The organism is Roseiconus lacunae (assembly GCF_008312935.1).
In the GTDB taxonomy this organism is placed as follows: domain Bacteria; phylum Planctomycetota; class Planctomycetia; order Pirellulales; family Pirellulaceae; genus Stieleria; species Stieleria lacunae.
This window is the reverse complement of sequence record NZ_VSZO01000002.1, coordinates 55,210-68,512: the sequence shown is the minus strand read 5'-3', so window position 1 is coordinate 68,512 and position 13,303 is coordinate 55,210. Positions and strand designations below refer to the sequence as shown.

General features: G+C 55.6%; 8 protein-coding genes. 6 read left to right on the top strand and 2 right to left on the bottom strand.

All coding sequences use genetic code 11. The features are described 5' to 3' along the window. Window positions 1-34 precede the first annotated feature (34 nt). The 3 genes from FYC48_RS06665 (at window position 35) to FYC48_RS06655 (ending at window position 7,603) form a co-directional block, all read left to right on the top strand. Complete coding sequence (locus FYC48_RS06665; RefSeq protein WP_149495926.1) at window positions 35-3,481, top strand: protein kinase domain-containing protein; 3,447 nt, start codon at window positions 35-37, stop codon at window positions 3,479-3,481. Window positions 3,482-3,807: 326 nt separating this feature from the next. Continuing rightward, the gene (locus FYC48_RS06660) at window positions 3,808-5,289 is read left to right on the top strand and encodes an aldehyde dehydrogenase family protein (RefSeq protein WP_149495925.1); all 1,482 of its coding nucleotides are present in this window, start codon (window positions 3,808-3,810) and stop codon (window positions 5,287-5,289) included. A 379-nt stretch (window positions 5,290-5,668) separates the two neighbouring features. Then, the gene (locus FYC48_RS06655) at window positions 5,669-7,603 is read left to right on the top strand and encodes a YjhG/YagF family D-xylonate dehydratase (RefSeq protein WP_149496133.1); all 1,935 of its coding nucleotides are present in this window, start codon (window positions 5,669-5,671) and stop codon (window positions 7,601-7,603) included. 114 nt (window positions 7,604-7,717) lie between these two features. Here the strand turns inward: FYC48_RS06655 and FYC48_RS06650 are convergent, their stop codons facing one another. After that, entirely contained in the window at window positions 7,718-8,965 is a 1,248-nt protein-coding gene (locus FYC48_RS06650; protein WP_149495924.1) for a glycosyltransferase family 4 protein, read from the bottom strand. Between the two features lie 375 nt (window positions 8,966-9,340). On the opposite strand from FYC48_RS06650, the gene leuB reads away from it, so the two are divergent. From leuB to FYC48_RS06635, 3 genes are read left to right on the top strand one after another with little or no spacing between them, the layout of a single operon-like run. Further along, the gene (gene leuB / locus FYC48_RS06645) at window positions 9,341-10,417 is read left to right on the top strand and encodes a 3-isopropylmalate dehydrogenase (protein WP_149495923.1); all 1,077 of its coding nucleotides are present in this window, start codon (window positions 9,341-9,343) and stop codon (window positions 10,415-10,417) included. Continuing rightward, entirely contained in the window at window positions 10,417-11,502 is a 1,086-nt protein-coding gene (locus tag FYC48_RS06640; RefSeq protein WP_230778636.1) for a phosphatidate cytidylyltransferase, read from the top strand. The genes leuB and FYC48_RS06640 overlap by 1 nt, the downstream gene beginning before the upstream one ends. Next, entirely contained in the window at window positions 11,502-12,281 is a 780-nt protein-coding gene (locus FYC48_RS06635; protein WP_149495922.1) for a TatD family hydrolase, read from the top strand. The genes FYC48_RS06640 and FYC48_RS06635 overlap by 1 nt, the downstream gene beginning before the upstream one ends. A gap of 19 nt (window positions 12,282-12,300) precedes the next feature. Here the strand turns inward: FYC48_RS06635 and FYC48_RS06630 are convergent, their stop codons facing one another. Further along, window positions 12,301-13,173: an inositol oxygenase family protein gene (locus FYC48_RS06630; protein ID WP_149495921.1), complete on the bottom strand. Its 873-nt coding sequence runs from the start codon at window positions 13,171-13,173 to the stop codon at window positions 12,301-12,303. Window positions 13,174-13,303: the final 130 nt, after the last annotated feature.

Genomic DNA, 13,303 nt, shown 5'->3' with positions numbered 1-13,303 from the left:
TGGTGTCGACTGTCTTTGTAACCCCTGATTTTCTATGAACCTATCATCGAGAGATCAAGGATTGACGGCACGCGAGGTCTACTGCCGTGTCGTCGAAGAACCGCGAGTCGAACGGCAAGCGAAACTCGTCGAGCAATTATGTGCGGGGCGAGTCGACCTTCAAGAGCGAGTCGAACGTTTGCTAAAAGCACGCGAGAATGCAGACGATGGATTGCTCGCTCATGTGGTGGGAGCTTGGGAGGAATCAGACACGGCGTTGAAACCCAGGCCGCACGCTAGCACAAGGCCCGGGAACGCCGATTCGAAGACTGATGCGAATGTCATTTCCGGATCACCACCGATCGGCGCCAGACACACCGGGCAATCCATCGGCCCCTACCAATTGCAGGAGATTCTTGGTGAAGGCGGGATGGGGACTGTTTATCGGGCGTTGCAGGAAGCACCGATCAAGCGTGAAGTCGCGCTGAAAATTATCAAGCCCGAGTTATACACCGACGAAGCAGTCGCGAGGTTCGCACGCGAACGTCAATCAATGGCGTTGATGGAACATCCCAACATCGTCAGGGTATTTGACGGAGGTGAAGCGCAGGATGGTAGCCACTATCTTGTGATGGAATTGATACGTGGTGTTCCGCTGGATGAATATTGTCAGTCAAAACAACTATCGATTGTCGACCGACTGAATATCTTCGTCGATCTCTGCCGGGCGATCGAACATGCCCATGCAAAGAACGTGATTCATCGCGACTTGAAACCTCGGAATATTTTGGTCGCCATGATGGAAGGTCGACCGGTCTTGAAAGTGATCGATTTTGGAATCGCGAAATCTTTCGGCGGACAACTCGATTCACAACTCGATCAGACGCGGACAGGACAGGTGCTCGGCACACCGCTCTATCAGGCACCCGAGCAATTGATTGGTAATCCACAGGCAATCGATGCGCGCTGCGATGTCTATGCACTTGGAGTGATCCTGTACAAACTGCTGACCGACTCAAAGCCAATCGGTCGCGACGTGATCGTTAATGCCGGCGTCGATGGCTTGATGGAGAAACTGCATTACCAAGATTACGCAACGCCTTCCAAACGTGTCCGTACACGTGAGAACCCGGAACGACCACATCAACCAAAGCCGGTACTGTTAGACCTTCCGAAAAATCGGCAGCGAGCATTGGATTGGATCACGCTCAAAGCACTCCAGGCAAAACCAGAGGATCGATATCAATCCGTCAAAGAGATGCTTGGTGATGTCACGCGGTTTTTAAACCACGAACCGATTGCAACAGGCCCTCCTCAGCCGTTCGGCAGTTTAAGGAAATGGTTCTATCGCCAAAGTGCGGTTGTGTTCGCATGCGTTTGCCTCGTCGCTCTGCTGGCCTACAGTTTGCTTCAATCGGCAAGTCAAACGCATTCAGCATCCCGACCGACCGTCGAGGCGGGGGAGATGGCAAACGACATGGCAGCGATTTGGCGTGAGACGTCACAATTGCAATCGGCGTTGGCGGCGTTTCGAGAACTCGATTACACGGCGCTCCAATCGATCCTCGCAGAGATGAAGCCGAATCCGAAAGGAACTGTGATAAAGCCTGGCCCGGCCGTGCAGTTCGAACAGCCGAGCAGTCTAAATTTGACGAAGCTATTAAGCGATGCCGCAAGCCCAACCGCAACAGGTCAACTTTCCAATTCGTCCGACATCCAGGCGGCCGATTATTCGCCGCAAAGCGGGCGTTTGCTGGTGGCGACAAAGTCGGGTGAGATTCGCCTTTATCAACGGGAAGGCGGCGAATTCAGTTCCAAGGCAACGGTCGTCGGGACCCATCCCGGACGTGTGGATGCGGTGGCCATTTCACCGGATGGTCAGCGAGCGGTTTCGGGGACCGAGTCGATTTGGTTCTGGGATCTTGAGCAAGGCGAGGTGCAAACCCAAGGTCCTCATCTGGGCGCGGGAATCGAGTCGATCGTGTGGTCGCCTGACGGTCAATTCGTCGCCGCCGGATCTCGGTACGCGATGGCATGGGTGGGGGATAAGGCAGGGCGAGAATTGTTTCGTATTCCGAACAATCACCGTCATGAATCGCTGCTTTTTTCGAATGACTCAAAGTCATTGTTTGTCCCGACTCGTGAGGGGATCGACGAGTATCGAATCCCGACAGGAAAGCGGCTGAGGACGATCGATGTTGGGCCGCTAGAGAACGTTCGCGTCATGACTTTGGCAGGATCAGAGCGACGCCATTTGGTCGTCGCGGATCGCTTTGAAGAGTCAGCATCGGTGATCGAGCTTGGGGGCGGCACCAGGGTTGGGACATTGCCTTTCGAAGGCAGGTATCCGCAGTGCATGCGTGTAACCGGCGACGGGATGACGGTGGCTGCGTTATTCCCTGAAGGGAGATGTTCGATCATGCGGTTGGCGGAGACAACCCAAGGCACCGTAGAACTGAGACGCAAAACCGATTTTCCGATTTTCGAACCTCGATCGCTTGAGGACGACGAACGTCTTGACCTACATTGGATTGATCCAGAACAGACGTTGTGCACGGTCGGTGCTTCGCTGCCTTGCAAGCTTTGGGGCTGGGCGGATTTCCAGGCGATGCAGATCAAGAAACCCCCGATGATCTTGTGGGATCTGGCTCCGGGCAGCGACGACGAACTGGTGTTTTTTCCACATAACAGTCATCGACAAGGAGATCGTGCCTACTACGTCGGTCTCAGAGGCCGTACCGATCGCCCCAGCGGTGAAAAATTAAGCCAACCGACGGGCGCGTTCAGTCGGTGTAGCCGCGATCGTCTAATCGCTTCGCTGGGCGAATCGTTTGTTGAGATCGTTGACTTGGCGAATGGGCAAATTCTGGCGAAGATTGAGTGTGATGGACTTCATCCAAAACGTGAACTCAGCCTAAGCAAGGACGGTACCGCGGTGGCGGCTTTCGCCGGTGGGGTTGCGAATGTGTGGGTGACACGAGATCGCTGGAAGACATGGTCGCATCATCAAGTCGAAGGCGTCGACTTTGATACGATCATCGAAGTAACGGATCGAGGCCAGTCGCTGCTATTGAACGTTGGGCGTGTCGTTCAAGAAATCGATGTTGTCACTGGAAAGTCGGTGCGTCGCTACGATGATCAGTGGGATGCTTCTCCGTGGAAGTTAGAAATCGATGATGTTTATGGCCGGGTGATTATCGGTAAGCGTGGTGTATTGACAATCTTGGAACGAAAGTCAGGAAAGACGCTACATCAATTTCGTATCGATTCGGAAGTCACAAGTATCCTTTCAGATCCTTCGCCATCGTATTTGATCACCGGTCATCGAGATGGGACTATTCGGGCCTGGCATCTTGTCTCGTTCCAACCGCTCGGCGCACTCTTTCAGCCGACAACACGAGTGGGACAGATCAGTCGACTCGAAACGTTTCCCGATCGGAATCGGATCCTGGCGGTCGCACGCGAAAACAACCAGGCGATCCCGATCATCGTCGGCAACTAGATCGGACACCCGGTCCCTCGCTACCGAACTGATTTACGTGTCCAGGACGTGTTGATTCTTGAAATGAAGGGCATAGATAAGCTGATCGCGAATTCGATGTTCCATTGCCGAGGTGCATGAAGCTCGTGAGTGTGAAGACAGGGCTGCGAAGTCAACGATTACGTGACCCATCGGACCTTGTCGATCGTGTACAACAAAGGAGACCGTTCCCCGTTTTCGATTTCTCCCTTTTTGGTGCGTGACAGAAGCCGAATGATTGAGTCGCCTTTGGTAGACCCGTTGTCTTCGGTAAAGCGCGACACGCATCGATCATGACGAGGTTTTCTATGAGTACGACGCTTCCTGAAGCTCCCAAGTCTGCCGCCGAGGTTGAGATCAAACACACCGAGTGTTTTATCGATGGGAAGTGGATGCCTGCGGTCAGTGGAAAAACATTCGCGACCTATAATCCGGCCACCGAGCAAGAGATCGCTCAGGTTGCCGAAGGCGACGCGGCCGATGTCGATGCGGCAGCCAAGGCAGCACGGCATGCATTCGAAACCGGTGACTGGCCAAAGATGGATGCCCGCGACCGCGGGCGATTGATGTATCGTTTGGCCGACCGCATGGAGCAGGAGATTCAATACCTTGCCGCACTTGAGACGCTTGATAACGGAAAGCCGCTCAAAGACAGTCTGAACGCCGACCTGCCGTTGGCGATCGATGCGATCCGTTACTATGCCGGTTATGCGGACAAGCTGCACGGAAGCACCATTCCGATTCGTGGTAATTATCTTTGCTATACACGTCGTGAACCGATCGGCGTGGCCGGACAAATCATTCCATGGAATTTTCCACTGTTGATGCTGGCTTGGAAATGGGGACCTGCTTTGGCGGCCGGTTGCACCGTGGTGATGAAGCCTGCCGAGCAAACGCCGCTGACTTGTTTGGCGATGGCCCAGATGGCCAAAGAGGTTGGCTTTCCCGATGGCGTGATCAACATCGTTCCGGGGTTCGGTCCGACTGCCGGCGCGGCCTGCGTCAAGCACCCGTTGATTGACAAGATTGCGTTCACCGGCGAGCACCGGACGGCGCAAATCATCACTCGAGAGTCCGCTGATACGCTGAAACGGTTGACATTTGAGTTAGGCGGGAAAAGCCCCAACGTGGTGTTCGCAGACGCCGACATGGACGCCGCCGTTCAAGGCGCATACATCGGTTTGTTCCTCAACCAAGGTCAGTGCTGTTGCGCCGGAAGCCGAGTGTTTGTCGAGAAATCGTGTCACGACGAATTCGTCGAAAAGTTGACCGCGCTGACGCTCAAACGCAAAGTCGGTGACCCCTTTGCCAGCGACACCGACCAGGGGCCTCAAGTCGATCGGGCACAGTTCGACAAAATCATGTCGTACATCGAGAAAGGCAAAAACGAAGGGGCAAACTGTGTCGCCGGTGGCGGACGAGTCGGTGATCAAGGCTACTTCGTCGAGCCCACGATTTTCGATAACGTTTCCGATGACATGTCGATCGCAACCGACGAAATCTTCGGTCCCGTGATGAGCGTGCTGACGTTCGATGACAAAGAGGACATGATCCGTCGCGCGAACGATACGTTCTATGGTTTGGCCGCCGCCGTCTGGACCCGCGACGTCGCGAATGCCCATGATTTTGCGGCACGCGTTCGTGCCGGAACCGTCTGGGTGAATTGCTACGACGTTTTCGACGCCGCCGCACCGTTCGGTGGGTTCAAGATGAGCGGCTACGGGCGAGAGCTTGGCGAAGAAGGCCTCAAACCCTACACCGAATCGAAGACCGTTACCGTGAAGCTGTAGTCACAGTGTCAGCTGAAGTCACAGTGTCAGCTGAAGTCACAGTGTCAGCTGAAGTCACAGTGTCAGCTCGGAGAGGGCGAGGCGAGAATCCTCGCCGGAGGGTGATTTCGCCCGTTAGATAGAAACTTTCTCTGAGCGAAAGGGCTCAAGACGCGACGACTCGGAAAACATCGGTCGAACTTCGGGTTTTCGGGGGTGGCGAATTTCAAACGGTCAGCCTCGTTCGACCGTTACTGATGGTCGCTTCGTCCGTTATGATCTTCGCACGTCTCCCCGTGCCTTTCCGCTGAGAAATCAACCTGTGAACCGAGCCGCGTCATCGTCTGAATCCGAAACTCGTAAGCCAGCCTATTTTGATCTTCCCGATCGACCCGACGAGTTGATCACACACGCCGCCGGGCCGTCGGGGTCATTGCCACTGTCCGACGAAATCTTACGCAACTGGTCGTCGGGGGATCTGTTCGGGTTAACACAAAGTGTCGGCATGGGATATGACCCGCGTCGTGTCCTGGGGGATCAGTACTTGATCTTGAGCACACAAGGTGGTTTGCGTGAGCCTGATGGGACCGCGACCGCGCTTGGTTACCACACCGGCCACTGGGAGATCGGCCTCTTGGTTCGGGCTGCCGCCGAGCAGTTGTCAGCGAACAAGGCGGTTCCATTTGCGGCTTACTGCAGCGATCCCTGCGACGGTCGTAGCCAAGGAACGCGCGGCATGTTCGATTCGTTGCCATACCGAAATGATGCAGCAATCGTGTTTCGCCGATTGATACGATCGCTTCCACAGCGCAAAGGAGTGATCGGGATCGCAACATGCGATAAAGGGTTGCCCGCGATGATGATGGCCCTCGCGGGTAGTCCAGCCTTGGCATGCGTTCTGGTACCCGGTGGTGTGACCCTTCCGGCAACAGTCGGCGAAGACACGGGCAAAGTTCAATCGATCGGCGTTCGTTACACGCGTGGTGAAATGTCGCTTGAAGAGGCGGCACTGGAAGGCTGCCGCGCGTGTGGGACACCCGGTGGCGGTTGTCAATTCCTCGGTACCGCGGCGACCAGCCAAGTCGTCGCAGAAGCGTTGGGGATGACGGTGCCGCATGCGGCACTGGCCCCGAGTGGGCTACCGATCTGGACCCAAATGGCTCGTCAGTCGGCCGCCGCGTCCATGCAGATGGTGGCCCACGGAACGACGATCGGCGATGTATTGACCGACGATTCGTTGTACAACGCGATGTTGATCCACGCCGCGGTAGGCGGAAGCACAAATCTGCTCCTGCATATTCCCGCGATCGCGGCCGCTGCTGGACTGAAACGTCCCGATGCGGATGCGTTTAGTCGTATCAATCGGTCGGTTCCGCGCTTCGTTGACTGTTTGCCCAACGGACCGGTAGGGCATCCAACGGTTCGCTTCTTTTTGGCCGGTGGTGTCCCGGAAGTCGCGTGGCATCTGCGTGAAATGGGATTGCTGCGGAGTGATGCGAGGACCGTTAGCGGGATGACTTGGGACGAGATCCTCGACGGATGGATCGATTCTGATCGACGTCGTTTTTGTCGCGAACGGTTGGCCGAGTCTGATAAGGTTGATCCCGACGATGTGATCGTTCCTCCGGCCAGGGTCGCCGCAAAAGGTCTCACGCCAACGGTGTGCTTTCCGTTTGGGAATTTGTGCCCCGAAGGTTCGGTGATCAAAGCCACCTCGATCGATCCGGAAGTTATCGACGACGATGACGTGTATCGCAAACGCGGTCCGGCGCGCGTTTTTACCAGTGAGCGTGACGCGATCGCGGCTGTCAAAGGCCAGCGCGAACCTGCGATCAAGGCGGGCGATGTGATTGTGTTGATCGGTCGCGGACCACTCGGATGCGGAATGGAAGAAACGTACCAAATTACGTCCGCGCTGAAATACCTTTCGTTCGGAAAGCACGTCGCCTTGATCACCGACGCGAGATTCTCCGGGGTCAGTACGGGAGCTTGCGTCGGACACGTCGGGCCGGAAGCGTTGGCCGGTGGCCCGATCGCCAAAGTGCGCGACGGCGATCTGATCGAGATTGAAATCAACCGTGCGACTTTGGAAGGAACCGTCAATCTGATCGAATCGAACGACGGCAAACCGGCCGCTGAAGTTTTTGAGCAACGCTCGCCGCATCCCGATTTGGCGGTTGAAAAAGATATCCCGGATGACACGCGTCTCTGGGCGGCGCTACAACAAGTTGGCGGTGGGGCTTGGGGGGGCTGTGTCTACGATGTTGATGAAATCGTCGAAACACTTCGTGCCGGCATGGAAGCCCGTGCCGCAAAGAAACTCACACAGGACTGAACCCCCATCGAAGAACCGACGCTTGGTTACACAGGCCCGACGCAAGTGCGTATGGCTCAGGGGCATGGCCCGACGCTGACGCGTTCGGATTAGAGTTCTGGTTTCGGTTCGGCATCAATCCCGCACGGCGGCGGCAACGTTGCGATAAACGGCCGCGGTTCCTCGCGCCATCGCGACATCAGAGAAGTCCCGACCGTGGCGTTCGACCGCTGCCGCAGACATTTGTTCCCAGTCGTGAGTCCCGTCGACAAGTGATTCAATTGCGGCCGCCAAGGAATCTGCGTCGCGAGGTTCGGCGAGTAGACCCTCGACACCGTCGGTGATCGCTTCTGGGGTCCCTTCGACGCGGGTCGCGATCACCGGAAGCCCGGCCGCCATCGCTTCGAGGACTACCATCGGTAGGCCTTCACCGAATAGGCTTGGTAAAACCATCGCGTCTAGCTTGGCGAGTTCGGCTGGCACGTCATCGGTAAAGCCGACTCGCTCGATCAAACTTGAAATCTGTAACTCAGCGATTTGATCGTTGATCGTCTCTTCGTATTCCGTCGTTTCGAATGGGCCGATGATCCGCAATCGAACATCGACCTTGTCGCGGAGTTTTGCCAACGCGTCGAGTACGATTTCCAAGCCCTTACGAGGACGAACCAATGCGACCATGCCGATTGTCCACGTCGCGCCGACTTGGGGAGTTTGTTGACGTGGCGGACAGATCGACGGAACTCCATTATGCACGACGGTCACTTGACTTTCATTGGTGCCACGTCTCATGCAGTCCAGGCGTAAACTTTCGGAGACCGTGATCAAGTGGCGACAACCGATCAGTGATACTTTTTCGATCAACGCGTTTAGATGATTGCTAATCGGATTCGCCGAATCACGCGCCGCCGGACTGTGGACGTGATAGACCCAAGGGATCCCGGTCAGACGTGACGCCATCGAAGCAATCATCGCGGTTCGCGGGGTGTGCGCGTGTAAAACGTCATACCCTTGCCGCAGGATCAGTTTGCGAATACTCCAAACACATCGCAGATCAAATCGATTGGCCATCGGGGCTTCGAAGCATTGCCCCCAGCTTCCGTTTTGCTCACGAAGGACTTGCGCAAACCGACCAGGTTTCAGGCAGACGAAATCCGCGCGAACTCCATAGTCGGGCAGGCAGCGTCCAAGATGGGACTGAACTCGTTCGGCTCCGCTGAAATGTTCCCCGTTGACTAAATGCAATACCGAAAGCTGCGGTAACGAGTCCGCTAAAGGGGAGAGATGGTCGGTGGTAGCCGACGCCGCTGCCGAGGGTTGGACGACGATGGGGTCAAGCGTCTGCCCCCACGAAGGTGCTTTCGGAGACGGTTCTAAAGGAAGCATGATCGCGACAGATCCCGATTGGAGAACTTCAATGGGGGATTGAGACTGTTTAAATGACCGTGCAACGCAGCTAGGCCGTTGGCGATCAATTCGATTCGCTTCAAGGGTGCAACGCTAGAATCTTCTCGGGTCGACGGGACCCTATCGCTTGCAACGATTATCCCATCGTCAGTCGTGTGAACGAATCGCAGAATACTGGGAAAGGCGTTCGCACGTTTGGAAGGGAAACTCGGCCGCTCCAGGACTTATTTGGCTCTGACTCCCTCTCTCATTGCACCACTGGGGAAAGCCGATCGGCTCGGTTAAAGTATCGGATTGTTGAACAATCGCACCGATCTTTCTTCACATTCCTTCCCCGCAGAAAAAGCAATCACCTTGAAAGCCTCAATCGTTTTGCTGCCTGGCGATGGCATTGGCCCCGAAATTACCGCTCAAGCGCACCGAGTTCTGCAAAAGATTGCCGCCGAGTTCGGACATGACTTTGAATTTTCGTCTCACCTGATCGGAGGTATCGCCATCGACGAAACTGGCGATCCTCTTCCCGAAGCGACCGTCGAGGCTTGCCGTCAATCGCAAGCGATTCTTTTGGGGGCCGTCGGTGGTCCCAAGTGGGATGATCCGACCGCCAAGACTCGTCCGGAAGTGGGGTTGTTGAAAATTCGTAAAGAGCTGGGCCTGTTTGCGAACTTGCGGCCGATCAAGTTGTTCGATCAACTCGTCGATGCATCGCCGCTCCGACGCGAGATTATCGAGGGGACTGACATTCTGTTTTTGCGTGAACTGACCGGCGGGATTTACTTTGGCCCATCGGGAAGAACTGGTAGCGGCGAAAACGAATCGGCATCTCAGGCAATGGTCTATTCGGTTAGCGAAGTCGAGCGAATCGTTCGCTTGGCGGCCAAGGCGGCCCAGGGACGTGGCAACCATTTGACGAGCGTTGACAAAGCAAACGTCTTGGAACCGAGTCGATTGTGGCGCCAAGTGGCGGCCCGCGTGATGGAAACCGAATTTCCCGACGTCAAATATGATGTTGTCTTAGTCGACGCGATGGCGATGCACTTGATCAATCGACCGAAGGACTTTGACGTGGTGGTCACTGGAAATATGTTCGGTGACATTTTGACGGACGAAGCGTCGATGTTGCCCGGATCTTTGGGGATGCTTCCGAGCGCGTCGCTGGGAAGCGATGGCCCCGGACTGTATGAGCCGATTCACGGTTCGGCACCCGATATTGCGGGGCAAGGGATCGCGAACCCATTGGCAACGATTTTGGCGGCAGCGATGTTGCTCCGCCATTCGCTTGGCTTGGAAACCGAAGCGACTGCAATCGAAGCCGCGGTGAGTGGAGTATTGGAGTCGGGATTGCGAACCGCCGACTTAGCACGTGGTGGGGAATCGATCGGTACCGAAGCAATGGGTGATGCCGTCGTGGAACGAATCAAGGCGTCGTAATGTTGGACATGATTGCGGTTCTGATTCAAAGCACCGTCGCGGCGGCGTCCGAAAAAACGGATGTCGCTTCGGTCGCCGATGCCGCGGTGCGTGTTTGGTTGACCACGCGATCGATGATCCTGATCGCGGTGATCCTAATCGCACTCGGAATCGCATCCTTGGTTGGTTTCCTGCTAGCCCGTCGCGAAACGATGGGCGTTGACTCTGCGCTCGTCGCTCGATTCAACCAGAAACTTCGTGTTTGGTGGTTGATGCTGGCGATTTTTGTCGTTGGCTTTTTATTGCAACGCATCGGTGTCGTCGTGCTCTTCGGGTTGGTGTCGTTTTGGGCGTTGCGTGAGTTCATCACGATGACGCCGACACGGCGAGGCGATCACCGCACTCTCTTCTGGGTGTTCTTTTTCTTCACACCGCTGCAATACATTCTGATTGCCTTTGGTAGCCGACCGCCTAGTTTTGTGCCGCAGAATGATTACTACGGCTTGTACAGCATTATGATCCCGGTTTACGCGAGCCTATTTATTCCGGCCCGCGCGGCGATCGCGGGAGACTACAAACGGTTTCTTGAACGCAGCGCAAAGATCCAAGCGGGGCTATTGATCTGTGTTTATGCACTCAGTTACGCGCCCGCGCTGTTGGATTTGGATCTCGTCCGCACCGGTGGTGAACCATGGACGGGAAGTAACGTCAGTTTGCTAATCTTTTTAGTGGTTGTCGCACAGCTCGCATCGGTTTTAGAACGCGGGTGGAGCAAGCTTGCCGGACGCCATGTGATCGCAGAAAAAATTAACGGCTCCCGGACGTGGGAAGGCGTTCTCGGTTCGATGGTGACGACGGGTCTGATCGCCGCGTCGTTGTACTGGGCGACTCCCTTTTACCCTTGGGAAGCAGGCGTCTTGGCTGCCGTCGTGACCGTGATGGCTTGCGGAGGGGCGATGACAATGAGCGCGATTAAACGCGATCGCGGCGTGACCGACACCGGGACCTTGGTCCAAGGTCACGCCGGTGTGTTGGATCAAATCGACTGTGTTTGTTTTGCCGCGCCCGTGTTTTACCACCTCACTCGATACTTCTTTTCTGCCTAATGACCCTTCGCCTCTTTGATACGCACGCCCACCTGAATACGGATGCCTTTGATGATAATGTCGACGATGTCGTCAGGCGGGCTCGCGAGGTCGGCGTCGAAGCGATCATGGTCATCGGCATTGATGCCGCTACCAGTCGTCGTGCCTGTGAGTTAGCGGCACAGTTTCCAGGCGTTCTGTATGCCGCCGTTGGCATCCAACCAAATTCGGCTGCCGAAGCCGCACCGGACGACTTTTCGGTCATCGAAGAACTAGCGGGATATCCTGGTGTTCGCGCAATCGGCGAAACGGGGTTGGATTGCTATTGGGATGACACGCCGCTGGAAATGCAGCATGACTACTTTGATCGCCATATAGAGCTTTGTCGTCAGACGGCACTTCCGATGGTCATCCACATGCGTGAAAGTGGTGGATTGATCGTCGACCAGTTGCGGCGTCAAGCGGCCGTTCCCCCTGGCATCATGCACTCCTTCACCGGCGACTGGGAATGTGCCTCGGCATGTTTGGAGTTAGGCCTGCACATCAGTTTTGCCGGAATGGTGACTTTCAAGAAAAGCAATGAACTTCGCGAAGTCGCCAAGCAGGTTCCGGCGGATCGACTGCTCGTCGAAACCGATTCGCCTTACCTGAGCCCCGAGCCGCTGCGTGGAAAACGGCCGAACGAGCCGGCCCGCGTCGAGCACACGCTACGCTGTCTCGCCGAGGTGCGCGGCGTCAGTCCGGAGTCGTTGGCCGAGATCACGACCGACAACGCACGTCGGTTATTTCAGTTGCCGTGATCGTTCGGAACGAGCGTTCCTACCATGCCAATTTACCCGGCATGTATTCGTCGATCAGCTCCAGATAATATGGCTTGAGTGCTTCGACGTCCGGCCGTTGGTCGCTTTTGGTGTAAAGGTCATAAGGGTTGAATTTTTGCACCCACTGGAACATCTGGTGATCGTGATCGTTCAGCAAATGATCGTACGCCGACTCGCGATGTTGGGGATAGAACGAGTGGTAGCGAATCATATAGAGTGCTTCCTCGGGCAGGTAATCTTTGACGACATGGTACAGGTACTCGTCGTGTCCCCAAGACATCAAGACGTTGTCTAGACCCGTGTTTGGTTTGTACACGCCGAACTGCGTGTTGTAGCGGGGATCGTTCGAGTCGGGGTTGTCGGCAAAAAACTCGGCAAGCACAATTCGGTCCGAGAACTTGCAACCAACCGGAAAAGTATCCCCCACGACTGCCCATTGAGGTTCGTCAAACAGGCAAAGGATCTTTCCCAGATCGTGTATCAGGCCGGTCAGGATCATCCACCGCGGATGTCCGTCGGCGCGGATCCCTTCGGCTGTTTGCATCAAGTGCTCAATCTGCGATAGATCCGTATCGGGATCGCTCTCGTCGACAAGCTGATTGAGATATTCCATCGCCTCCCATACCGTCATCGCTCGGCGATCTAGCCCCAGGAATTCGGTGCGTTTCTGTTGAACGAAATCGTACGTTTGATAGCGATGGTTCTGGCGATAAAATTCACGAACACCGGGCCTGGTTTGCTCGCCATAATCGCGGAATTCATCCTTCGCTTTCTCCGCCGGTTGGTCCTGCTCCGGATACCTTTGTTTGAGGTCGTCTTCCCAGTCGTCGAGCGTGTTTAAAGGTCCGTCGTATTTCATATCGAAAGTCATCCAAAGGCGCTATAGGGATCGCGAATCCAGCATCGGATCGGCATGGATACATCAAGCTGATCGTTAAAGGCTTCGCTAATACGACATCATACGCGACCGGCCTGTGGTTGTGATACCGAATCGAACAAAC

What these genes read in the sequence shown, in the direction of transcription:
- FYC48_RS06650 (WP_149495924.1), bottom strand. Translation starts at nt 8,965, where the DNA reads ATGCTTCCTTTAGAACCGTCTCCGAAAGCACCTTCGTGGGGGCAGACG.
- FYC48_RS06665 (WP_149495926.1), top strand. Translation starts at nt 35, where the DNA reads ATGAACCTATCATCGAGAGATCAAGGATTGACGGCACGCGAGGTCTAC.
- FYC48_RS06660 (WP_149495925.1), top strand. Translation starts at nt 3,808, where the DNA reads ATGAGTACGACGCTTCCTGAAGCTCCCAAGTCTGCCGCCGAGGTTGAG.
- FYC48_RS06640 (WP_230778636.1), top strand. Translation starts at nt 10,417, where the DNA reads ATGTTGGACATGATTGCGGTTCTGATTCAAAGCACCGTCGCGGCGGCG.
- FYC48_RS06630 (WP_149495921.1), bottom strand. Translation starts at nt 13,173, where the DNA reads ATGACTTTCGATATGAAATACGACGGACCTTTAAACACGCTCGACGAC.
- FYC48_RS06635 (WP_149495922.1), top strand. Translation starts at nt 11,502, where the DNA reads ATGACCCTTCGCCTCTTTGATACGCACGCCCACCTGAATACGGATGCC.